Here is a 21,163-nt window from a genome sequence, read left to right on the forward strand (position 1 = left end):
ACCGGCAACGCCGCGAACGCGACCTCACCCGCCAGCTCGAACGTTTGACCGGCCACAGGGTCACCCTCCAGCCCCGTCCCGACCACACCGCGGCCTGACCCACACCACAACCAGCCGCCAGCCGCCAGCCGCCACAACTGTCAACACCGACAACTGACCCCGCCGGTCAACCCGCCCGCCGGGGCATCGCCGTCTGCCCACTCACCAACCGATTTTCGAGTCTGGTACGGGCGGGCTGCTCAGCCCGCGCGGATGCCCGCCAGGCGGAGGCCGGTGACCGGGTCCGGGGTCACCTCGGCCAGCCGGGGAGACCAGTACAGGTGGCCGTGCGGTGACCACAGTGGGGCCAGTGGCAGTTCGCGCAGCGCGATGTTCTCCGCCAGCCGCAGGTCCCGGTCGGCCGCCTCCGAGGTGTCCGCGGCCGCGAGCAGTTCGGCGAAGTTCGGGTGGGTGAAGCCCACCTGGGCGGCCAGCCTGGACAGCAGGGCGGTCGGGTGCGGGTAGGTGGCGCGGGCGGTGAGCAGGTAGGGGCCGTCGAAGCGGTGGTGTTCGAGCCGGTCGGCGTACTCGGCGGCGGGCAGGCCCTTGGTGCTGATGGCCTCGGCGTTGAGGGACAGGCGGAGCTGGGCGGCCAGGGGCTCGATCCAGGTGCGCTGATAGGTGTCCTGGTTGAAGTACACGGTGAGGTTCTTGGGCAGTTCGCTCTGGCGGGCCAGCAGGGCGGCGGCCTGGACGTCGTGCACGCAGGGGCGGCAGGCGGAGTCCTTGCGCTCGGCGCCCAGTGCCGCGGGCAGCAGCGCGGTGGCCGGGGTGACCCGGTGGGAGAGGGGGCCGGTGGCCAGGGCCTCGCGGTCGATGGCCATGGACAGGGCGTGCCTGCGGGCCGGGTCGGCGTACTCGGGGCGGGCCGGGAAGGCCAGGTAGGTGGCCTCCGGTTGCGGCCAGGTGGTGCTCCGGTTGGCGAACTGGCTGGTCAGCTTGCCGTGTTCGGCGGCGGGGATCTCGGTGGCCAGGTCGATCCCGCCCGCGACGAGCTGGGCGTACTGGGCTTCGGCGGTGGCCACCACGACCTTGATCGCCTCGGACCTGGCCCTGGTGGCGCCCGCGTAGGCCGGGTTGGCGGTCAGCCGGATGCCCTGGGACCACTGGCCTTCGGCGCGGTAGGGGCCGTTGCCGATCAGGGTGGTCCAGTCCCGGCGGGTCAGGGCCTGTTCGGACAGCGGGGCGAGCAGGGTGCTGGTGAGCGCGACCGGGAAGTGCCGCTGGGCGGCGGCCAGGGTGACCTCGACGGTCAGGTCGTCCGGGGTGGCCACCTCCTGGACCTGGAGCTGGTCCAGCAGCCCGGTGGCGGCCCAGCGCTGTTGTCTGGCCATCGCCCAGGTCTGGGCGTAGGAGCGAGCGGTGACCGGGGTGTTGTCGTGGAAGCGCCAGCCCGGCCGGAGGCGGATCGTCCAGCGTCGTTGGTCGGGACTCTCGACCTTCTCCGCGGCCGCCGGGACCGGGGCCGCACCCGGGTTGTCCAGGGTCATCAGCGGCGTCCACAGCGCGCCGGCCAGCAGCTTGCCTGGCTGGTCGAGGGCCTGTCCTGGCAGCAGCGCGGCGGGTTCGGCGACCGCCACGGTGAAGGTGCCGGGCTGGGCGGGCGCCGGGGCCTCCGGGGTGGTGCAGGCGGTCAGGCCGCTGACCGCCAGGGCCATCAGCAGGGTGTCGCGGCGGCGCATCCGGGCTTCCTCCTTCTGGGGACGAGCGGTCGATGCCTTGTCCCCCACGGCATCCCAGCCTAGGTTGTTCCTGGCCGAACGATCGGGAGGGCGTGATGGCTCGGGTAGGAAAACGGTCCGGGATGGTGGCGATGATCACCGCGCTGGCGCTGGCCGCCACCGCGCTGCCCGCGTGGGCCTGTGACGAGGAACAACCGGAGTTCCAGGCGCCCGCCGCTGCCGCTGGACACGGGCACGGCAAGAGCGGCAAGGACACCGGCGCGGTCAAGAACGTCGAACTGGTCGGCTCGGTGCCGGGCGCGCAGGGCGCGATCGCGCTGGACTTCCTGCAGTACGGCAGGCAGGACGTGCTGCTGGTCTCCGGGCAGTTCGGGCTGAAGTCCTACGACATCAGCAAGGACCCGGCCAAGCCGGTGCAGATCGGCGAGCTGTCCATGCCCGGCCTGTGGGAGACCGAGGACACCGAGGTCGACCCCAAACGCAAGCTGGTCTTCCTGGCCAGGGATCCCAGGGCCTTCGGCGGCAACGTGCAGACCGGCAAGTCCGGCGTGTACATCGTCGACGCCAAGGACCCGGCCAAGCTCACCGTGCTCAGCTTCGTCGAGTTGCCGGCCGGGCACACCACGAGCTGCATCGAGGACTGCCGCTACCTGTGGACCGGCGGCCCGGCCAAGGCCGCGGACATGCCTGCCGACTGGGGTGGCCGCCCGGTGTGGGTGACCGACATCCGGGATCCGCGCAACCCCAAGGTCTTCAGCAAGCCCATCGACACCGGCCGCAACGACGGCAAGACCGACTACGTGCACGACGTCCAGGTCGACGCCACCGGCATCGCCTGGGCCGCGGGCCGGGGCGGCGTGCGCGGGTACCGGACCGGCGGCTGGCACTGGGACCCGGTGGCCAACCGGATCCGCAAGGCCACCCCGTGGGACCCGATCCCCTACGCGGGCGGCGGCATCGACGAGCTGGCCGCGGCCTCCAAGTTCATGCACAACAGCTACCGCCAGGTCGGCTGGCGGGCCGGGGACGGCGCGAACCCGTGGCACTGGGGCGGCGGCGACCTGCTCTTCGCCACCGAGGAGGCGTTCAACCCCGGCTGCGCCGCCGACGGCGTGCTGGTGATCTCCTCGCTCAAGGGCTCCTACGGCGGCCAGGGCTGGCGCTCCAGCAAGGAGAAGCCGTTCCGGCTCAACACCGTGGGCACCTGGAGCGTGGCCGGTCAGGAGGGCAGCAACCCGGACAGCGGGGACTGCTCGGCGCACTACTTCGACATCCGCGGCAACATCCTGGTGCAGTCCTTCTACGCCCAGGGCACCCGGTTCATCGACGTCAGCGATCCGACCAACCCGACACAGGTCGGTTACTTCCGGCCGGTGGACGCCGCGTCGTGGGAACCTGCGTGGCACCGCGGCCTGACCTACGTGGCGGACAACAAGCGCGGCATCGACATCCTCAAGCTCACGAAGTAGTTCCGCCGGCCACAGAACCTGGGGGAGACAATGACGATTCCCGAGTCGCCACGCGGTATCGACCGCAGGCACCTGCTCACCGGGCTGGGCGCGCTGGGCGCGGCCGCCATCGTGGGCACCGGCACCGCGGCGGCCGCCGAGGCCACCCCGGCGGAGACCGCGCTGGCCGAGGCGGCCGGGATCACCCCGATGGACCTGCGGTTCCGGATCGCCGAGCAGTTCCGGCCGTTCGCGCTGCTGGCGCCAGGGTTCGAGCAGTACGACACGGCCGCGCCGCCACTGCCCAGGACCAGCGGGGACTTCCTGGTGCGCACCGGGATCAGCCCGCGCGCGCCGTTCGCCTCGGTGCTGGTGGAGGTCACCGAACTGGCCCCCGGCGCCTCGGTGGTGGCCGGGCTGGCCGCCAACTCGGCCAACCGGGTGCTCGCCCGCTACGACGCGGCGACCGGCACCGCCAGCATCGAGGTCACCGTCAACGGCGTCACCACCGTGGTGAAATCGGCGGCGGCGAAGTTGCGGGCGCCGTTCCGGTTCGCCTTCGTGGTCAACGAGAACGCGGTCACCGCGCTGCACGACAGCACCGGCACCGGCACCGGCTGGGCGCCCCTGGTCAGCGAGCGCGACGGCGTGTCCGCGAAGCTGGACCTGCGCCGCCCGGCCACCCTGGGCACCTTCTCCTACGCCTATGGCGCGGGCGGGGACGGCCCGGTGGTGCTGGGCCGGGTGCAGGCCGGGTACTTCGGACAGGCCGGGCTGCGGGACCTGCACGCGGTGCAGACCCCGGACGGGAAACCCCTGGTGCGGGGCGGCAAGCTGTACCTGACCGCCACTTGCGCTGGGCTGGGCTTCTTCCAGCAGGCGCACTGGGGTGTGTGGACCCTGGACCTGAAGGACCCGAGCAGGATCAACCAGGTCGCGCAGCTGTACTTCAGCCGCGAGGACGGCGTGATCGTCGGCGACCACGCCGGGCAGATCGTGCTGGACGGCGAGGAGTTCATCGTGGCGATGAGTTCCTGGGGCGATTTCGCCTTCCGCGGCGTGCACATCCGGCACCTGCGGACCAGGGCGAACGTGCTCGCCGGGGTGCACGTGCTGCCCACCAAGCGGCTCACCGTGCCCACCGATGTCAGCTCCTGGGACCCGTCCATCACCAAGATCGACGGCCGCTGGCACGTCGGCTTCGTGGAAAGCCCCAGCCAGACCCCGTTCAACTTCCACCCGGCCCTGGCCGTGGCCCCGCGCGGCGCGGACTACCACGAACGCCTCACCCTGCGCGGCCGCGACGCCACCGTGCGGGAGTGCGAGGGCACCATCCTGCAGCGCGTCGGCGGGCAGTGGTACCTGCTGGCCAGCGACGGGATCGGGCGGCAGTACCGGGTCTACGACCTGGACGTGAAGTTCCTGGGCACCCTGGACGCGCCGTACAAGACCAACATCCCGCACCCGCAGATCGTGCCGGTGGGCAAGAACTGGCTGCTGATCACCTTCGACGGCACCCAGTACGCCGAACCGGTGTTGGGCTACGGCGGACACGGCGACGTGATCATCATGCGGGCCTAGGAGTCCGCAACCCACCCACCAGCGTGTTGGCCGTTGTCGTACGCCGAGTTGGCCGTTATGGACGGCGAGTTGGCCCAACTCGTACGCCACGTTGGCCGTTGTGGGACGCGGCAGGCCGGGGCGGAGGGGTGAAACCCCCACGACGAGGGCCCTCGCGTGTTCTCCGTACGGCCTGGAGCATGCAGACCACACCCCGATGAGCGGCCCCTGCAACACAAACCGCAGCCCGGCCAACCCAACGCGACGGGGGCCGCTCATCGGGGTGTGGTTGGCTGGCGGAAGGCCGTACGGAGAACACGCGAGCCCTCGGAGCCACGCTGGGTCTTAAGTCGGCAGCCCAAACCCCGCCCCGCAACCCGCTCATCCCGGGTGTTGATCTGCCCCACCCCTCCGGTGGTCTGCCCGGCCGGCGAGGCCATCCCTTTTTGATCTTCGGGTTTTGATCTGAAGAGATCCCACAACGGCCAACGCGACGTACAACAACGGCCAACTCGGTGTCCATAACGGCCAACGTGGCGTACGACAACGGCCAACTGGGCGTACGACAACGGCCAACTCGACGGGGGTGGGCCTAGAACACGGTGCTCCAGTAGGTCCAGAACGCCTGCAGCACCCCGGCCAGGATCAGGGTGAACCAGCCGGTGAGCACCACGGTGTGGAAGGTGAGCAGGGTCCGCCGCGGTCCGGCCGGGCACGGCAGGTGGCCGTGGTGCAGGTTGTGCAGCGTGACGTAGAGGAAGATCGGGATCGTCACCGCCCACACCACCAGGCAGTACGGGCACAACGCGCCGATCCGGTACAGGCTCTGGAAAATCAGCCAGTGTACGAAGACCACGCCGAAGGTGACCCCGGCCTGCACGCCCAGCCAGAACCAGCGCCGGAACCGGGCGCCGGCCAGCAGTGCCGCGCCGATGGTGGTGATCGCGGCGAACCCGGCCACGCCGAGCACCGGGTTGGGGAAGCCGAAGACCTCGGCCTGGGCGGTGCGCATCACCGAACCGCAGCTGAGGATCGGGTCGATGCTGCAACTGGGCAGGTAGTCCGGATCGCGCAGCAGCACGATCTTCTCCACGGTCAGCGTGAAGGCCGCGGCCAGGCCGAGCAGGCCGCCCGCGGTCAGCAGCCAGGGCAGCAGGCGGAGCGGGAACGGGGCCCGCTCCGCCACATCGGTGCTCACTTCGCCAGTGCCGCGTCGATGGCGGACTTCAGGCCCTCGTAGCTGGGGCGGCCGGTGAACTTGGCGCCGTTGACGAAGAAGGTCGGGGTGCCCTGCACGCCGAGGGTGACGCCGTCGGCGCGGTCGGCCAGCACCCGGGCCAGGGTGGCCGGGTCGTCCAGGTCGCGCTCGAAGGCGGGCAGGTCCAGGCCGATCCGGCGGGCGAGGTCGAGAAAGGCCGGACGCTGCTCGGTCCGCTGTTCACCCCACTGCTGCTGGGTCTGGTAGAGCCCCTGGTACATCGGCTCCAGTTTGCCCTGCCTGCTCGCCGCCTCCACCGCGCGGGCGGCGAGTTCGGCGTTGCGGTGACTGGGGATCGGGAAGTAGCGCAGCACGAAGCTGACCTTGCCCGCGTACTCCGCGCGCAGCTTCTCCACGCCGGGGTAGGCCGCACGGCAGGCCTCGCACTCCAGGTCGAGGAACTCCACCACGGTGACCTTGCCGTCAGGCGCGGTGGAGAGCTTGTGGCTGTCCGGCCGGACGAGCACCTCGGCCGGCGCGGTGGACGGCGCCCCCGGCGGACCGGGTTGCGCGGCGGGCGCCGGGGTGTTGGGCTGGTTGAACACGAACAGGGCGGTGACCACCGCGGCGACCACCGCGATGACGACGAGCGAGATCCTGGCATTGGCGGACATGGGTATCCCCTGAACTCTGGGTGGATGCGGGCAGGCGCGAACGCGCGCGGGCACACGAGGTCAGCGGGACCTCGTGGCGGGGCTGGCGGATCGGCCTACGTGCGCAGCACGCAGAGCTGGGCGAGGCTGGGTGCTGGACGACTACGCCCGGTGGGTGGTCGCGGTGCGGTGAGCCGGGCGAGCACGGTCGTCAACGTCCGTGGGCCGGGCAGGGCGGCCAGCACGAGCAACACAGCCACCAGCAACGCCAGGCAGGCGCCGAGCAGGTCGGCGGGCTGGTCCGGACCGTGTGGCGGCGCGGCCTGCCCCGGCTGGCCGGGCACGCAGTGGTCGGCGACCAGCAGCGCGACCGAGTACAGCGAATGGCAGCCGGGTGTGCCCGGATCGTCGGCGTGCGCGGCCTCCTGGGTCAGGACCAGGCCCACCAGCAGGCCGAGGACGGCGAGAGCCCGCGCGAGACCCGCTCGCGTGAAGATCCCCCGCCGTCCGCCGAACACGCCGTTCAGGCTACTGGAACGAGCAGGGCGTCCGCTCCGCTCCGCGGGTACAGATGGCGAGCGCCTCCGACACCGTCCCGGCGGACCGCGGCCGTGCCGAGAACTGGCTGACCTCGAACAACCCGCGGAGGCGGAACACCCCCACCTCCGGCTCCGGCTTGGCTGCCGGGGCCGCGATCAGCTGCCCGGCAACGGTTCTCGGCTCGGCGCCGACCGCGGCCCCGATTCCCAGCGGGATCGCCAGCAGCCCCACCGCGCCCACCGTGAACAGACCCCAGCACCCCGGATTACTCCGCTGAACCGCCAACGTCGTTCTCCCCTCGATTGGCGATGTTCCTTCCTTATAGATGCCGGACGGGGTCGGAGGTTGCCTCAGAATGTGCCGGCCAGCCGGTCGTAGGCCAGCCGCAGGTGCGCCACGAACAACTCCGTGCTGTGCCGGGGATCCCCCGCCCGCAACGCCGCCACCAGGGACCGGTGCTCGCCGGGGACCTGGCTGCGGTAGTCGGTGCTGATCGCGATCCGGCTGAGCAGAAACAGGATGATCTGGGCGCGGATGGCCGACCAGGCCTGGTTCAGCCGGTCGTGGCGGGTGGCGGCGTAGACCGCGTCGTGGAACTCCAGGTCCAGGCGCAGCAGGTCGTGCTCGGTGGCGGCGGTGTGCATCCGGTCCACGATCTCCTCCAGGGTCGCCAGGTCGGCCGGGGTGGCGTGGGTGTGGAAGCGGGCCACGGCCAGGCGCTCCAGGGCCTCGCGCAGGGTGTACAGCTCCTCGGCGTCCTCGGCGGACAGCGTGGTGACGGTGGCGCCGCGGTGCCACTGGGTGCGGACCAGGCCCTCGCGTTCCAGTTTGGCCAGGGCCTCCCGGATCGGGCCGCGGCTGACCTCCAGGCGGGCGGCCAGGTCCACCTCGCGCAGCGGCGCGCCGGGCGGGAAGGCGCCGTCGAAGATCGCGGCGCGGATCCGGTCGGCGACCTCGTCGGCCAGGCCGCGGCGGTCGGCGGGACGCAGCGGCGTGGTGTCGGTCACCTTGGCCTCCAGGAGCAGGTCAGCAGATTGTCTGAATGTTAACATTCTGCCGTCCTGAGTGACCCTGTTTGAGGAGTGCGCATGTCCGTGCCTCGTTTCCACCTGGCGATCCCGGTCGACGACCTCGGCGCCGCGCGGCGGTTCTACGGCGAGGTGCTGGGGTGCCCGCGGGGACGGTCCGCGGACAGCTGGACCGACTGGAACTTCTACGGCCACCAGCTGGTCACCCACCTCGCGCCGCGCAATCCGGACGCGCACAACCCGGTGGACGGGCACGACGTGCCGGTGCCGCACTTCGGGCTGCTGCTGGGCACCGTGCAGTTCGACGAGCTGGCCGAGCGGCTGCGCGCGGCCGGCACCGTGTTCGTGATCGAGCCCTACCTGCGCTTCGCCGGGGAGAAGGGCGAGCAGTGGACCATGTTCCTGCGCGATCCGGCCGGGAACGCCCTGGAGTTCAAGGCTTTCGCCGATGACGACCAGGTGTTCGCGGCCTGACCCGGAGGGGAGGGTCAGACCGCGAACGGTGGCGTGGCGCCGTGCGCCGACGGCACGACGGTCAGCGTCGCGCCACGCCGGGCTGGTCCTCGATCGCCGGGCTCACCACCGGTCCTGGCGAGGGGCTGGTGCCCGGGGTGACGGTGGCCTGCCCCTGGGCGGGCACCGGCGGATAGGTCTGGCCGGAGTTCTGCTGGATCTGCTGGGCGTGCCGCTCCTCGATCCGCTCGTTCATCTCATCGGCCATCAGCTGCTCGCGCTGGCGGGCCCGGATCCGGTTCAGGATGGCCATGGTCACCGCGTGCATCAGGCCGAGCAGCAGCAGCACGATGCCCAGCTTGGTGATCACGGTCTGCACCGTGCCACCGACCCGGACCTCCATCGTTGAGATGATCATGAACAGGCCGAGCACGATCAGATGGAACAGCACCGCGACCAGCCGGGCCATGGACGCGGCCGCCTCCTGGTCCCGGTAGCCCTGCTGGAGGTAGGCCTTGCCGCTGCGCAGGATGAGCTGGCCGTCGATGAGCACCAGGATCACCCCGAGCACCAGGAACGCGACATACCCGTTGAGGTTCTCGTCCACCTGACTCACATCCTCGACGTCTGGACCAGCGCGTGTTGGTCTGCTCCCCGGGTACCCGGTGGGCACACACGGTGAAACACCGGTGCCGCCGGGTCACTGACCGCCGGAAATGCGTATGGTGACGTCGTGTCTGGTCATTACTACCGGGAGGCCGCTCCGGTGCAGGCGAAACCGCGTCGCAAACGGCGCTGGGGCCGAATCGTGCTCATCGTGCTGCTGGTCCTGCTGATCGGGGTGGTGGCCTTCTGGTTCTACCTCGACTCCAAGCTGAACCGGATCAACGCGCTCAAGGACTACCCCGGCAGGCCCGCGGACACCCCAGGCACCAACTGGCTGGTGGTCGGCTCGGACAGCCGAGAGGGGCTGAGCGAGGAGGACCGCGAGGAGCTGGCCACCGGTGGCGCCGCGGGCAAGCGGACCGACACCATGATGCTGCTGCACATCCCCGACGGCTCCGGACCGTCCACTTTGGTCTCCTTGCCACGAGACTCCTTTGTGGACATTCCAGGCAAGAAGAAGCAGAAGCTCAACGCCGCCTTCGCCCTGGGCGGGGCGGAACTGCTGGTGCGCACGGTGGAGACCAACACCGGGATCCACATCGACCACTACGCCGAGATCGGCTTCGGCGGATTCGTGCACATCGTCGACGCGGTCGGCGGGGTGGACATGTGCATCGACAAGCCGATGAAGGACCCCAAGGCCGGACTCGACCTGCAGGCAGGCTGCCAGGAGCTGGACGGCGCGCAGGCGCTGGGTTACGTGCGCACCAGGGCCACCCCCAGGGCCGACCTGGACCGGATCGCGCGGCAGCGGCAGTTCCTGTCGGCACTGGTGGACAAGGCGACCGGGTTCACCACGATCATCAACCCGTTCCGGGCGATCCCGTTGGCCAACAACACCGTCGAGACGCTGACCGTCAACGAGGGCGACCACCTGCACAACCTGACCGGGCTGGCCTGGGCGATGCGCGGGGCGGCCGACGGCGGCCTGGTGACCACCACCGTGCCGCTGGGCGCCAGCCGCAGCGTGGCAGGCGTCGGCTCGGTGGTGCAATGGGATCCGGCCAGGTCCAAGCGGTTCTTCGACGCGCTGAAGAACGACACCCCACTGCCCCAGGACCTGATCACCGCGGGCTGACATCAACCGATCGGCTGATGCCGTCATCAACCACTCCACCTGCCACCTGGACGATCCGCGACCATCGCCGTCCGCCGCAAGCTGTGTTCCGGCAACGGAACGAGCGAGAGGCGGGCGGCGATGCCGGTTATCGAAGTGGCCAACCTGCACAAGCGCTACCGCGAGCACACCGCGGTGGCCGATGTGTCCTTCACCGTGGAACGCGGTGAGATCTTCGGGATCCTGGGCCCCAACGGCGCGGGCAAGACCACCACGGTCGAATGCGTCACCGGCCTGCGGGCCCGCGACGGCGGCACGGTCCGGGTGCTCGGCGAGGACCCGGCGCACGCCAGTCTGGAACTGCGGGCTGCCCTGGGGGTGCAGCTCCAGCAGGGCCGGTTGCCGGACAAGATCACCGTCTGGGAGGCCCTGGACCTCTACGCCGCCTTCTACCCTGACCCGGCCAGCCCTGAGCGGCTGATCGAGGAATGGGGGCTGCGGGAGAAGCGGAACACCGCCTTCCGCAAGCTCTCCGGCGGGCAGAAACAGCGACTGCTGATCGCGCTGGCCCTCATCGGCAACCCGAAGATCGCGGTGCTGGACGAGCTGACCACCGGCCTGGACCCACAGGCCCGCCGGGACACCTGGGAACTGGTGGAACGGGTGCGGGACAACGGTGTCACCGTGCTGCTGGTCACCCACTTCATGGCCGAGGCGGAACGACTCTGCGACCGGATCGCGGTGATCGACCAGGGCCGGGTGGTCGCGCTGGACACCCCGGGCGGACTGGTGGCCAGCGTGCGCGCGGAGGTGCGGATCCGGTTCCGGCCCTCGATCCCGCTGCCACCGGGGTTCCTGGAATCGCTGCCGGATGTGTCCGGAGTGGACCGGAGCGGAGCGGTGATCACGGTGCGCGGCACCGGGAATCTGCTGCACACGGTGACCGCGACGCTGGCCAGGGCCGGGATCGTGGCCGAGGACCTGCGCCTGGATCAGACCGGGCTGGACGACGCTTTCGTCGCCCTCACGGGCACCGAACGCTGACCCAGACACTCCACAAAGGACATTGACATGCATGTGTTGCGCAAGCTCTTCGTCGTCGAACTCAAGTTGCTGTTGCGGGAGCCCGCCGCCTGGCTGCTGGTGCTGATGCTGCCGCTGGTCCTGGTCACCATGTTCGGCCTGACGGCCAACCCGCGGACCAACACCAACCCGATCGTCACCTACTTCCCTGCCATGGCGCTGTCCCTCGGCGTGGCCCAGCTGGCGCTGACCGTGCTGCCCAGCGCGCTGGCGAACTGCCGGGAGAACGGCATACTCCGTCGTATGGCCTCCACCCCGGTGCACCCGAGCAAGCTGCTGGGCGCGCAGCTCGCGGTCAGCCTGCTGATGGCGCTGGCCGCGCTGGCCATGGTGCTCGTGGTCGGCTCGCTCGTCCTCGGTTTCCCGCTGCCCAAGGAGCCGCTGGGCTTCGCGCTGGCCTTCCTGCTGGGCACCGGGGCGCTGTTCGCGGTCGGGCTGTGCGTGGCCGCGGTGGCGCCCAGCGGGAGGGTGGCCAGTGGGATCGGGGCCGGGGTGTTCTTCCTGTCCATTGTCTTCGGCGGGGTGTTCATGCCTGCCGAGGTCTCGCCGAAGTTCATGATCGCCATTGGCTCCTACCTGCCGATCGGGGCGTCCATGCAGGCCATGCGGGCCAGCTGGGCCGGGCAGTGGCCGGAGACGCTGCCGCTGGTGGCGATGGCCGGCCTGATCGTGGTCTTCGGCGCCGTGGCCGCGCGGACGTTCCGGTGGGAGTGATCCAGGAGCTGCACGGGCGGCCGGACGCGCCGGGCCGGTGGGTGCACCTGGTCTGGGTGTACGGCGCGCTCGCGCTGTCCAGCTTCCTGGTGTGGGTCACCGGCGGCTGGCCTTCCGGGACCGAGCTGACCGTGCTGCTGGTGCTGCTGGGGCTGGCCGTGCTGTGGCTGCCCTGGCTGCCGGACCTGGTCGCGGAGAACCGGCGGGACGGCCGGTTCTGGATCCCGGCCGAGCGGCTCACCGGCAGGCGGCGGCGGCTGGCGATCGGCTACTACGCGGTGATGGTGGCCATCGGCGGCGGCCTGCTGGCGGTGCACCCGCAGTTCGCCGCGTTCGCCTCGGTGGGGTACCCGTTCGCCTTCCTGTTGTTCCCGGCGCGCGAGGCGATGGTCGGGGTCGGGGTGACCGCGGTGGTGAACCTGGCCGCGCAGACCGACTGGCTGACCGAGCACGTCCAGCCGTACTCGGCGCTGCTGGGCCTGTTGCTGCCGCTGGCCTTCGGCGGCTGGGTGATCGGCAGGGAGAGCGAGCGGCGGCGGGCCATGGTGACCGAGCTGACCGCGGCCAACGCCGCGCTGCGGGAGACCATGGCGGAGAACGCGGGGCTGCACGCGCAGCTGCTGACCCAGGCCCGTGAGGCCGGGGTGCGGGAGGAACGGCAGCGGATGGCGCGGGAGATCCACGACACCCTGGCGCAGGGGCTGACCGGGATCATCACCCAGCTCAACGCGGCCGACCGGGTGCCGGGCGAGGTGGCGCGCCGGGAGCACCTGGACCGGGTGCGGACGCTGGCCGCGGACAGCCTGGCCGAGGCACGGCGGTCGGTGCGGGCGCTGCGGCCGGAGGCGCTGACCGACTCGCCGCTGCCGGAGGCGCTGGCCGAGCTGACCGCGAAGTGGGCCGAGGCCAACGGGATCACCCCGGAACTGGCGGTCACCGGGGACCCGGACCGGCTGGCCACCGGGGTGGAGGTGGTGCTGTTCCGGGTGGCGCAGGAGGCACTGACCAATGTGGCCAAGCACGCCAAGGCGACCAGGGTCGGCGTGACACTGTCCTATGAGGACGATGTGGTGCTGCTGGACGTGGTCGACGACGGGGTGGGCATCCAGCCGCCCACCGGCCGCGCACCCGGGGTCGAGGGTTACGGCCTCGGCGTGATGCGGCAGCGGGTGCGCGGGGTGGGCGGCACGCTGGAGATCGAGAGCGGTCCGGGGCAGGGCACCGCCGTGGCCGCCGCGGTGCCGGCGATCCCGTTCGACGCCAGGGAAGGCGAGGCATGAGCCGAATCAGGTTGCTGATCGTGGACGACCACCCGATCGTGCGGAACGGGCTGGCCGTGGCCTTCGGCGCGGAACCGGACATCGAGGTGGTCGGCGAGGCCGCCAACGGCCTGGAGGCGGTCGAACTGGCCGCCCGGGTGCCCGCCGACGTGGTGCTGATGGACCTGCGGATGCCGGAGCTGGACGGGGTGCGGGCGATCCGGCTGCTGCGCGAGCGGCACCCTGAGCTGCGGGTGCTGGTGCTGACCACCTTCGACACCGATTCCGATGTGCTGCCCGCGATCGAGGCCGGGGCCACCGGCTACCTGCTCAAGGACGCGCCGCCGGCGGAGCTGCTCAAGGCGGTGCGCGCGGCCAGTCGCGGTGAGTCGGTGCTGGCGCCCACGGTGGCCGGGCGGTTGATCGGGCAGGTGCGCAAGCCCGCGCGCGGGGCGCTGAGCACACGCGAGCTGGAGGTGCTGACGCTGGTCGCGGGCGGGGCCACCAACCGGGAGGCGGCGCGCAAGCTGTTCATCAGCGAGGCCAGCATCAAAACGCACCTGCTGCACATCTACGCGAAACTGGACGTGCGGGACCGCGCGGCGGCGGTCGGACAGGCGTACCGGCGGGGCCTGTTGTAGGCCCCGCCGACGCGAGCCAGCTCCGGATCAGTCCTCGTCATCCGGCCGGGCGTGGTCCGCGACACCCGGATTCGGGTCGCGGGACAGGTCGATCAGCGGATGCCGCGGCGCCCCCTCCGGCAGCGCGTGATCCGGCTTGCCCGGGTTCGGATCCCGGGACAGATCAATCACAGGTCGTTCGTTCGCACTCATGTTCCCTCCTCAGTAACTCCCTCGCATGGGTGCGCCCGACACGCTACCCATGGGCTCGTCCACACAGGATTGTCGGTGCCTTGGCGCAGAATCGCTCGTGATGCGTATCGCGGTGGTGACCAGCCCCAATGGGGAGGCGAGGCTGCGCGAGCTGACCGAGGACGGGCAGCCCGTGAGCGAGGTCACGTCCACCACTGCCCTTGCGGGCACCATGGCGGCGCTGGAACAGGCCCACCACCCGCGCTGGGTGCTCGCAGGCAGCGCCGAGCTGTACCCGCGGCTGCTGCGGGCCGGGGTGCGGCTGGAGCGGTGCCATGACCTGGAACTGACCGAATCGCTGTTGTCCGGGTACGCGGGGCGGTGGGGTGAGCCGCGTGGGCTGGCGGCGGCCTATGCCCGGCAGGCGGGGTTGCCGGTGTTCCCTGATCCGCCGGTGCGTCCGCGGGATGAGCACCCGGTGCTGTTCGAGACGGCGCGCAACGACCTGGTGGATCTGGATCCACTCGACGCGGTGATCGCGGTGCACCGGGACCAGCAGGCGCGGATCGCGGAGCTGCCGCATCCCGGGCGGTTCCGCTTGCTGGTGGCGGCGGAGTCGGCGGGTGGGCTGGCGGCGGCGGAGCTGGGGCATGTGGGGGTGCCGTGGCGGGCGGACATCCATGACGCGCTGCTGACCGAGTTGCTGGGGCCGCGGCCACCGCTGGGGGCCACGCCGCCCCGGCTGGTGGAGTTGACCGAGCAGATCATCGAGGCGTTCGGCGGGCGGCGGTTCCACCCGGATTCGCCTGCGGAGGTGCTCCGGGCGTTCGCGAAGGCCGGGTTCTCGTTGCCGTCCACGCGGTCGTGGGTGATCAAGGGGGTTGATCACCCGGGGGTGCCGTTGTTGTTGGAGTACAAGGAGCTTTACCGGATCTACACCGCGCACGGGTGGTCCTGGTTGTCGGCCTGGGTGCGGGGTGGGCGGTTCCGGGCGGAGTGGGTCGCCGGGGGTGTGGTGTCCGGGCGGTGGGCGACGCGGGGCGGGGGTGCGTTGCAGATCCCGAAGACGGTGCGGCGGGCGGTGGTGGCTGATCCGGGGTGGGCGCTGGTGGTGGCGGACGCGAGTCAGCTGGAGCCGCGGGTTTTGGCGGCGCTGGCCGGGGATCAGCGGCTGGCGGCGGCGGGGGCCAGTGGGGACTTGTACACCGCGCTGGCTGCGGAGGCTTTTGGCGGGGATCGCGATCGGGCGAAGATCGGGATGCTGGGGGTGATGTACGGGCAGACCTCGGGTGGGGCCGGGGAGTTGCTGGCTGCCTTGCGGAAGCGGTATCCGGCGGCGATCGAGTACGTGGAGCGGGCGGCCAGGACCGGGGAGCTGGGTGGGCTGGTCCGGTCGCATCTGGGGCGGACCTGTCCGCCGCCGGGGGCGGAGTGGCAGGGGATCGTGGAGGATGCCGAGACTGAGACCAGCCAGGCGCGGCAGGCTCGGGCGCGGGGGCGGTTCACCCGGAATTTCGTGGTGCAGGCAACGGCTTCGGAGTGGGCTCTTGCTTTGCTGGCCTGTTTGCGGACCGGGTTGCGGGGGTCCGCGGAGCTGGTGTTCTTCCAGCATGACGAGGTGATCGTGCATTGTCCGCGGGAGGAGGCGGAGGATGTGGTGGCGGTGGTGCGGGAGTGCGCGGAGCGGGCTACCCGGTTGTTGTTCGGGGACACGCCGGTGCGGTTTCCGTTGAGCGCGGCGGTTGTCGAGTGTTACGGGGATGCCAAGTAGGGACTCGCGGACGGCCCGGCGCCGAGTTGGCCCAAGTCGTACGCGTAGTTGGCCCAACTGGGCGTCCCACTTGGGCCAAGTCGACGGCCGAGCCCTTGCCCGGTCACGGTTTCCGCGATCGCGGTCAGTTCTCTCGGGTGTAGGCGAGGTAGCGGGCCGCTGAGCGTTGGACGATCTCGTGGGCGTTGGTTTCGATCTTGGAGTCCCACCAGGCGCCGTAGATCGTGGTGAAGTCCAAGGGTTTGAGGAGTTCCGCTGCTCGTTGGACTACCGCTGGGCGTTCGGGGATCAGGTTGGGGTAGCTGTACATGAAGGCGACGTGGGAGCGGTCCGGGATCACCTGGACGATGTCGCCGGTCAGCAGGGTGTGGCGCCAGTGCAGGACGGTGCCGCCCGCGAAGTGCACGCCCAGGTTGATCAGGGTGACCTCGTCCAGGAGGGTTTTGTGGGTGCCGGACCAGAGCTGGATGTCCGGGTCTGGGCGGCCGATCCACTGGGCGTCGTTCTCATGCAGGTGGATGGGGGCGTTGAAGGTGTGCGACCACTCGACCATGGTGGTGTAGTAGTGCGGGTGGCTGATCGCGATGGCGTGCAGGCCGCCCTGGTTGTTGACCTCGGTGATGATGTCCTCGGTCAGGTAGGCGGTGCAGTCCCACAGGATGTTGCCGTTGGGGGTGTTCACCAGCAGGGCTCGCTGGCCGATGGCGAAGCGTGGGTTGGTGCCGATGCCGGTGAGGCCGGGGCCCTCCGGCTCGATGCGGGCGGACAGGTCCGGGTCGGCGCGTAGCTCGTCGAAGTCGGTCCATTGCTGGCCGGCGGCGGGGACGTACTGGCGCTCGTCGGTGCAGATGGGACAGTCCGGGCGGGGCGCCGCGTATTGGGTGCCGCAGGTCCGGCAGATGGGGCGGGTGTGGCTGGCCATAGGGTTTCCTCCCAGTGCGCCGGGTCTGCCCGGCATACCGGACACGCTAATCGGCGGGGCTGGGAGTTGGTGTGGGACGGGTCATCGCGGAGATCACCGTGTCGGTGGACGGGTTTGTCGCCGGGCCGGAGGTGAGCGCGGCGCAGCCGATGGGGTTGCACGGGCTGCGGTTGCACCACTGGCTGGGGTTCGGCGACACGCCACCCAGTGCCGCCGATCTGGAGGTCGCCGGGCGGATGTTCGCCAATACCGGGGCCTTTGTCATGGGGCGGCGGCTCTTCGACGTCGGGATCGGCAAGTGGGGTGGGGACGGGGCGTGGCAGCGACCTTGTTTTGTGCTCACCAACCGGGAGCGGGGAGATCACCTCCAGGGGGTCACCCGGTTCACGTTCGTGACCGACGGGGTGCGGCGGGCGGTGGATCGGGCGCGGGCCGCGGCCGGCGGGCGGGATGTGGTGGTGGCCGGTGGGGCGCAGGTGATCCGGGCGGCCATGCACGCGGGACTGGTCGAGGAGTTGCGGTTGCACGTGGCGCCGGTGTTGCTGGGGGCGGGGACCTCGCTGTTCGACCAGGGGCCGCGGATGGAGCTGGAGCCGGTGCTGGTGGAGAGCAGTGCGGCGGTGACCCATGTGACCTATCGGGTGCCGGTCCCGACCGGGTGATTGTGCGGGCGGGGCGGGTGCGGGCGTCGGTAGCGTGGCCTTATGGGAGATCAGCAGTCGCCGATCAGCCTGGGGGGCGCGCTGTCCGCGCCGGGGCTGCGGGACCGGTTCCGGGTGGAGTGGGCTGAGGGCGAGCAGAGTTTCTCGGTCAGCAAGCAGGAGCACGGGTACCGGTTCGCGCCCATGGTGGACAACACCGTGGTGCTGGACGGGCGGGCGTTCCGGATGGTGAACGTGCATTTCCACCGGCCGGTCGAGCACTGGCTGGACGGGGTGCCGTTCGGGCCGCACATCGCCGAGCTGCACGCGGTGCACGTGCGGGCCGAGCAGGATCTCCGGGTGTGCGCGGTGGCGATCTTCCTGGACCTGGGCGCGGAGGAGCCGGGGGGTGCCGGTGGAGGTGCCGCCGTTCGCCTTCGACCTGGCGGCGTTGTTGCCCACGGGACGCGATTTCTACCGGTACGAGGGGTCGTTGACCACGCCGGAGTACGACGAGACGGTGAGCTGGGTGGTGTACCCGGAGCCGGTGGTGGTGGGCGATGACCGGTTGCGCGGGTTCATCCGGGCGCACGCGGACAGCGCGCGGGCGCAGCAGCCACGGCATCGGCGGTTCGTGCTGTGGTCCGGGGAGTGCGGTTAGGACAGCAGGTAGGCGACCAGGGTCAGGCTGGCCATCGACAGCAGGGTGGTCAGCAGGATCGCGTCCCGGGCCAGCGCGCCCGCGCGGAGTTCGTACTGGCTGGCGAAGACGAAGGCGTTCTGCGCGGTGGGCAGCGCGGCGAAGAGCACCGCGGCCAGCAGCGGCGGGCCGGTGAGGCCGAAGGCGAAGTGGCCGACCAGGAAGCACACCAGGGGTTGCAGCACGATCTTGAGCAGCACCACCAGCAGGACCTCGCTCCGGCGGGGCAGGTTCGCTGACTGGCCGCGGCCGAACAGGGACATGCCCAGCACCAGCAGTGCCAGCGGAACGCCCGCCGCGCCCAGCAGGTCAAGGGGCTGGGCGAGCAGCGGTGGGATCTGCCAGCCCAGGGCGGCCATGGCCAGGCCGCCCGCGGCGCCCAGGATCACCGGGTTGCGGACCGGGAGCAGCAGGACCCGGCGGAAGCGGCCGGTGGCGCCGGTGTTGAGGTCGGTGTCGATCAGGGTCAGCACCGTGGGCATGACGAGAAGGAGCTGGAACATCAGCGCGGCCACCACGAAACTCGGGTCGCCGAGCACGGTGATCGCCACCGGGATGCCCAGGTTGGCCGCGTTCACATAGGCCGAGGACATGCCGCCGATGGCCTGATCGGCCAGTCTGCGGTGGAACAGCCAGCGGCTGGCGGCCAGGCCGATCGCGCCGACCAGCACCGTGCTCACCGCGAAGGCCAGGATCGAGGTGCTGGCCAGGCCGTCGAGCGAGACCCGGCTCAGCGTGGTGAACAGCACCGCGGGCATCGCCAGGTAGAAAACCACCCTGGTCAGCGCGCGTTCGGCGGCCAGGCCGAACAGGTTCGTCCGGCGCACCAGGTAACCCACCCCGGTCAGCGCCCAGATCGGCACGAAACCGGCGACAACGGTGGGCACCCGGTGAAGCTAACCCGGCTGACGCCGGTGTGGCGGCGGTTGAGATTCACCCAACACGCCGCCACACCAGAGGTTCGTCAGAGCTTGACGGTCCAGGTCAGGATGGTGCCGGTGTCGGCACGGGCCACGTCCTGCACCCGCAGCTTCCACACGCCGTTCTTGGCCTTGCCCGCGGCGTTCGCGGTGAAGGAGCCCACCACGTCGTCCGCGCTGTCCGAACCGCTGGAGTTCTTCAGCCGGTACGGGGTGCCGTCCGGAGCCAGCAGGTCGATCACCAGGTCACCGCGCCAGGTGTGCTTGATGTTGACGTCCACGGTCACGGTGGCCGCGTTGCCCGCGCAGTTGGCCACGGTCACCGGGCTCTCCACGGTGGCGAGGTCCGGCACCGGGATGTCGGTGTCGTTGGTGACGGTGCAGGTGGGCGGCGGCACGGTGCCGCCCTCACCGACGAACAGCAGCTTGTTCGGCGAGCCGGTGCCCGGGTTGACCACCTTGTCCGGGGTGGCCGCGTTGACCATGGCGTCGCGCACCTGCTGCGGGGTGTAGGCCGGGTTGGCCTGCAGGATCAGCGCCGCCGCGCCCGCGACGTGCGGGGCCGCCATCGAGGTGCCGCTGATGGTGCGGGTGATGGTGTCGTTGTCCTTCCACGCCGAGGTGATGTTCACCCCGGGCGCGAAGATGTCGACGCAGGTGCCGAAGTTGGAGAAGGTCGCCTTGTTGTCGCTGATGTCGGTGGCGCCGACGGTGATGGCCTCCTGGGTACGCGCCGGGGACACCGTGCAGGCGTCCAGCGGGCGGCCGAAGGGGTCGCCGTTGCCCGCCGCGAGCGCGAAGGTCACGCCCTTGGCGATACCGCCGCGAACCGCGGCGTCCACCGCGTCACTGGCCCCGCCACCCAGGCTCATGTTCGCCGAGGCCGGCTTGACCGCGTTGTTGGCCACCCAGTTGATACCGGCGATGACCTGCTCGTACGTGCCCGAACCCTGGCAGTTCAGCACGCGGACCGCGACCAGCTTGGCACCCTTGGCCACGCCGTGCGCGGTGCCACCCACGGTGCCCGCGACGTGCGTGCCGTGCCCCTGGCAGTCATCGGCGTTGGTGTCGTTGTCGATGAAGTCGTAACCGGAGACCGCCCGGCCGCCGAAGTCCTGGTGCGTCACCCGGATACCGGTGTCGATGACGTAGGAGGTCACCCCGGTGCCGTCGACCGGATACGTATACGACTGATTCAGCGGAAGGGCCCGCTGGTCGATTCGGTCGAGTCCCCAGGATGGCGGATTCGGCTGGGTCCCGGAAATACGCACCGTGCGGTTCGGTTCCACAAATGCGACGTTAGGGTCGGCCGCCAGACGCCGCGCCTGCGATTCCCCGGCGGTCACCGAGAAACCACGGAGGGCGGTGTCATAGGTTCGTCCGACCGTTGCGCCATAGGTGCTCGCGAGGTCACTCGCGACCGCGGCGACCGAGGTTGCCCTGACCTCGGCGCTGTCCTTCAGCACGACGATGAAGCTGTTGGGCACAGCGCCCTCACCACCCGCGTTGCGGATGGCCGCCTCCGGCGCGGCGAAGGCGGGCAGGGCCGCCATGGCGGTGGTGGCAGCGGCCAGCAGCGTTACCGCCGCGGCCTTGCCCCGCCAGTCCCGTGTTCCACTCATCGAATAATTCCTCTCCCGCAGAGCTGCCGGAGGGCACCTGTTGGCGCCACCGGGCAGGGTTGGCTCTAGTGCAGAACGGAAGTGAGGCACGCTCGCGCGAACGTAAGGGCGGACTCTATTCACAGTTTGCACTCACGTACAGCCGTGGACATGCGTGCGGGGGTACGCTAGAAAAGAGAGTTCGCCGTTCGCGGTTGTCGCTGAAACGCTCTCGAAGGAAATGGAAGAAAAGCGTAGCTCTATTTCTACATCGGGTCGATAAGCCGAACAGGGACATTTTCTAGACTGCTCGGTTCAGCCCGAAAGTAGGGGCCTGATTGGTCTAGACCTAACGGGGGTTGACCGGATACGGTCAGGGCGCCGCCTTGTTGTGAGTCGCAACGAATTCCCGAAAG

At 70.5% G+C, this 21,163-nt stretch carries 22 protein-coding genes; 11 read left to right on the forward strand and 11 right to left on the reverse strand.

All coding sequences use genetic code 11. The features are described 5' to 3' along the window. Positions 1-239 precede the first annotated feature (239 nt). Positions 240-1,721, reverse strand: a complete 1,482-nt coding sequence (locus tag ACTOWY_RS04900) for a peptide ABC transporter substrate-binding protein (protein WP_441308398.1) — start codon at positions 1,719-1,721, stop codon at positions 240-242. A gap of 95 nt (positions 1,722-1,816) precedes the next feature. Between ACTOWY_RS04900 and ACTOWY_RS04905 the strand changes: the two genes are divergently transcribed. Continuing rightward, on the forward strand, positions 1,817-3,190 hold the full coding sequence (locus ACTOWY_RS04905) for an LVIVD repeat-containing protein (protein WP_441308399.1): 1,374 nt from the start codon (positions 1,817-1,819) through the stop codon (positions 3,188-3,190). Between the two features lie 30 nt (positions 3,191-3,220). Further along, positions 3,221-4,750, forward strand: a complete 1,530-nt coding sequence (locus ACTOWY_RS04910) for a hypothetical protein (RefSeq protein WP_441308400.1) — start codon at positions 3,221-3,223, stop codon at positions 4,748-4,750. 571 nt (positions 4,751-5,321) lie between these two features. Here ACTOWY_RS04910 and ACTOWY_RS04915 read toward each other — a convergent pair. From ACTOWY_RS04915 to ACTOWY_RS04935, 5 genes are all read right to left on the reverse strand, one after another. Continuing rightward, entirely contained in the window at positions 5,322-5,927 is a 606-nt protein-coding gene (locus tag ACTOWY_RS04915) for a vitamin K epoxide reductase family protein (RefSeq protein ID WP_441308401.1), read from the reverse strand. Beyond that, a complete protein-coding gene (locus tag ACTOWY_RS04920; RefSeq protein WP_441308402.1) occupies positions 5,924-6,601 on the reverse strand; it encodes a DsbA family protein in 678 nt (225 codons plus the stop codon). Before ACTOWY_RS04920 ends, ACTOWY_RS04915 begins: the two co-directional genes overlap by 4 nt. A 95-nt stretch (positions 6,602-6,696) precedes the next feature. Then, positions 6,697-7,098: a hypothetical protein gene (locus ACTOWY_RS04925; RefSeq protein WP_441308403.1), complete on the reverse strand. Its 402-nt coding sequence runs from the start codon at positions 7,096-7,098 to the stop codon at positions 6,697-6,699. 10 nt (positions 7,099-7,108) lie between these two features. Next, entirely contained in the window at positions 7,109-7,351 is a 243-nt protein-coding gene (locus tag ACTOWY_RS04930) for a hypothetical protein (protein ID WP_441308404.1), read from the reverse strand. Between the two features lie 119 nt (positions 7,352-7,470). Further along, complete coding sequence (locus ACTOWY_RS04935; RefSeq protein ID WP_441308405.1) at positions 7,471-8,127, reverse strand: GntR family transcriptional regulator; 657 nt, start codon at positions 8,125-8,127, stop codon at positions 7,471-7,473. An 81-nt stretch (positions 8,128-8,208) separates the two neighbouring features. Between ACTOWY_RS04935 and ACTOWY_RS04940 the strand changes: the two genes are divergently transcribed. Further along, complete coding sequence (locus ACTOWY_RS04940; RefSeq protein ID WP_441308406.1) at positions 8,209-8,622, forward strand: VOC family protein; 414 nt, start codon at positions 8,209-8,211, stop codon at positions 8,620-8,622. 61 nt (positions 8,623-8,683) lie between these two features. Here ACTOWY_RS04940 and ACTOWY_RS04945 read toward each other — a convergent pair whose 3' ends face one another. Then, entirely contained in the window at positions 8,684-9,208 is a 525-nt protein-coding gene (locus ACTOWY_RS04945) for a hypothetical protein (RefSeq protein WP_441308407.1), read from the reverse strand. A 126-nt stretch (positions 9,209-9,334) separates the two neighbouring features. Here ACTOWY_RS04945 and ACTOWY_RS04950 point away from each other — a divergent pair, with 126 nt between their 5' ends. From ACTOWY_RS04950 to ACTOWY_RS04970, 5 genes are all read left to right on the forward strand, one after another. After that, positions 9,335-10,345 carry an LCP family protein gene (locus tag ACTOWY_RS04950; RefSeq protein WP_441308408.1) on the forward strand — a complete coding sequence of 337 codons (1,011 nt, stop codon included), beginning with the start codon at positions 9,335-9,337 and terminating at the stop codon, positions 10,343-10,345. A gap of 120 nt (positions 10,346-10,465) precedes the next feature. Continuing rightward, entirely contained in the window at positions 10,466-11,368 is a 903-nt protein-coding gene (locus ACTOWY_RS04955; RefSeq protein ID WP_441308409.1) for an ABC transporter ATP-binding protein, read from the forward strand. A 27-nt stretch (positions 11,369-11,395) separates the two neighbouring features. After that, positions 11,396-12,121, forward strand: coding sequence for an ABC transporter permease (locus ACTOWY_RS04960; RefSeq protein WP_441308410.1), 726 nt, complete (start codon positions 11,396-11,398; stop codon positions 12,119-12,121). After that, positions 12,112-13,401, forward strand: coding sequence for a sensor histidine kinase (locus tag ACTOWY_RS04965; RefSeq protein ID WP_441308411.1), 1,290 nt, complete (start codon positions 12,112-12,114; stop codon positions 13,399-13,401). The genes ACTOWY_RS04960 and ACTOWY_RS04965 overlap by 10 nt, the downstream gene beginning before the upstream one ends. Further along, positions 13,398-14,021, forward strand: coding sequence for a response regulator (locus ACTOWY_RS04970; RefSeq protein ID WP_441308412.1), 624 nt, complete (start codon positions 13,398-13,400; stop codon positions 14,019-14,021). Before ACTOWY_RS04965 ends, ACTOWY_RS04970 begins: the two co-directional genes overlap by 4 nt. A 27-nt stretch (positions 14,022-14,048) precedes the next feature. Here ACTOWY_RS04970 and ACTOWY_RS04975 read toward each other — a convergent pair whose 3' ends face one another. Next, entirely contained in the window at positions 14,049-14,213 is a 165-nt protein-coding gene (locus ACTOWY_RS04975) for a hypothetical protein (RefSeq protein ID WP_441308413.1), read from the reverse strand. A 100-nt stretch (positions 14,214-14,313) separates the two neighbouring features. Here ACTOWY_RS04975 and ACTOWY_RS04980 point away from each other — a divergent pair, with 100 nt between their 5' ends. Beyond that, complete coding sequence (locus tag ACTOWY_RS04980) at positions 14,314-15,963, forward strand: bifunctional 3'-5' exonuclease/DNA polymerase (RefSeq protein ID WP_441308414.1); 1,650 nt, start codon at positions 14,314-14,316, stop codon at positions 15,961-15,963. 124 nt (positions 15,964-16,087) lie between these two features. On the opposite strand, the gene ACTOWY_RS04985 is transcribed toward ACTOWY_RS04980, so the two are convergent. Continuing rightward, entirely contained in the window at positions 16,088-16,885 is a 798-nt protein-coding gene (locus tag ACTOWY_RS04985; RefSeq protein WP_441308415.1) for an MBL fold metallo-hydrolase, read from the reverse strand. A gap of 71 nt (positions 16,886-16,956) precedes the next feature. On the opposite strand from ACTOWY_RS04985, the gene ACTOWY_RS04990 reads away from it, so the two are divergent. After that, entirely contained in the window at positions 16,957-17,547 is a 591-nt protein-coding gene (locus tag ACTOWY_RS04990) for a dihydrofolate reductase family protein (RefSeq protein WP_441308416.1), read from the forward strand. Positions 17,548-17,947: 400 nt separating this feature from the next. After that, positions 17,948-18,187: a carbonic anhydrase family protein gene (locus tag ACTOWY_RS04995; protein WP_441308823.1), complete on the forward strand. Its 240-nt coding sequence runs from the start codon at positions 17,948-17,950 to the stop codon at positions 18,185-18,187. Here the strand turns inward: ACTOWY_RS04995 and ACTOWY_RS05000 are convergent. Both ACTOWY_RS05000 and ACTOWY_RS05005 read right to left on the reverse strand, forming a co-directional pair. Further along, a complete protein-coding gene (locus ACTOWY_RS05000) occupies positions 18,184-19,113 on the reverse strand; it encodes an AEC family transporter (RefSeq protein WP_441308417.1) in 930 nt (309 codons plus the stop codon). The genes ACTOWY_RS04995 and ACTOWY_RS05000 overlap by 4 nt on opposite strands. Positions 19,114-19,190: 77 nt before the next feature. Further along, complete coding sequence (locus tag ACTOWY_RS05005; RefSeq protein WP_441308418.1) at positions 19,191-20,768, reverse strand: S8 family peptidase; 1,578 nt, start codon at positions 20,766-20,768, stop codon at positions 19,191-19,193. Between the last annotated feature and the right edge of the window lie 395 nt (positions 20,769-21,163).

This window comes from Crossiella sp. CA198 (assembly GCF_052078295.1).
Lineage (GTDB): Bacteria > Actinomycetota > Actinomycetes > Mycobacteriales > Pseudonocardiaceae > Crossiella.

What these genes read in the sequence shown, in the direction of transcription:
- ACTOWY_RS04960 (WP_441308410.1), top strand. Translation starts at nt 11,396, where the DNA reads ATGCATGTGTTGCGCAAGCTCTTCGTCGTCGAACTCAAGTTGCTGTTG.
- ACTOWY_RS04955 (WP_441308409.1), top strand. Translation starts at nt 10,466, where the DNA reads ATGCCGGTTATCGAAGTGGCCAACCTGCACAAGCGCTACCGCGAGCAC.
- ACTOWY_RS04910 (WP_441308400.1), top strand. Translation starts at nt 3,221, where the DNA reads ATGACGATTCCCGAGTCGCCACGCGGTATCGACCGCAGGCACCTGCTC.
- ACTOWY_RS04920 (WP_441308402.1), bottom strand. Translation starts at nt 6,601, where the DNA reads ATGTCCGCCAATGCCAGGATCTCGCTCGTCGTCATCGCGGTGGTCGCC.
- ACTOWY_RS04940 (WP_441308406.1), top strand. Translation starts at nt 8,209, where the DNA reads ATGTCCGTGCCTCGTTTCCACCTGGCGATCCCGGTCGACGACCTCGGC.
- ACTOWY_RS05005 (WP_441308418.1), bottom strand. Translation starts at nt 20,768, where the DNA reads ATGAGTGGAACACGGGACTGGCGGGGCAAGGCCGCGGCGGTAACGCTG.
- ACTOWY_RS04905 (WP_441308399.1), top strand. Translation starts at nt 1,817, where the DNA reads ATGGCTCGGGTAGGAAAACGGTCCGGGATGGTGGCGATGATCACCGCG.
- ACTOWY_RS04975 (WP_441308413.1), bottom strand. Translation starts at nt 14,213, where the DNA reads ATGAGTGCGAACGAACGACCTGTGATTGATCTGTCCCGGGATCCGAAC.
- ACTOWY_RS04985 (WP_441308415.1), bottom strand. Translation starts at nt 16,885, where the DNA reads ATGGCCAGCCACACCCGCCCCATCTGCCGGACCTGCGGCACCCAATAC.
- ACTOWY_RS04900 (WP_441308398.1), bottom strand. Translation starts at nt 1,721, where the DNA reads ATGCGCCGCCGCGACACCCTGCTGATGGCCCTGGCGGTCAGCGGCCTG.
- ACTOWY_RS04980 (WP_441308414.1), top strand. Translation starts at nt 14,314, where the DNA reads ATGCGTATCGCGGTGGTGACCAGCCCCAATGGGGAGGCGAGGCTGCGC.
- ACTOWY_RS04970 (WP_441308412.1), top strand. Translation starts at nt 13,398, where the DNA reads ATGAGCCGAATCAGGTTGCTGATCGTGGACGACCACCCGATCGTGCGG.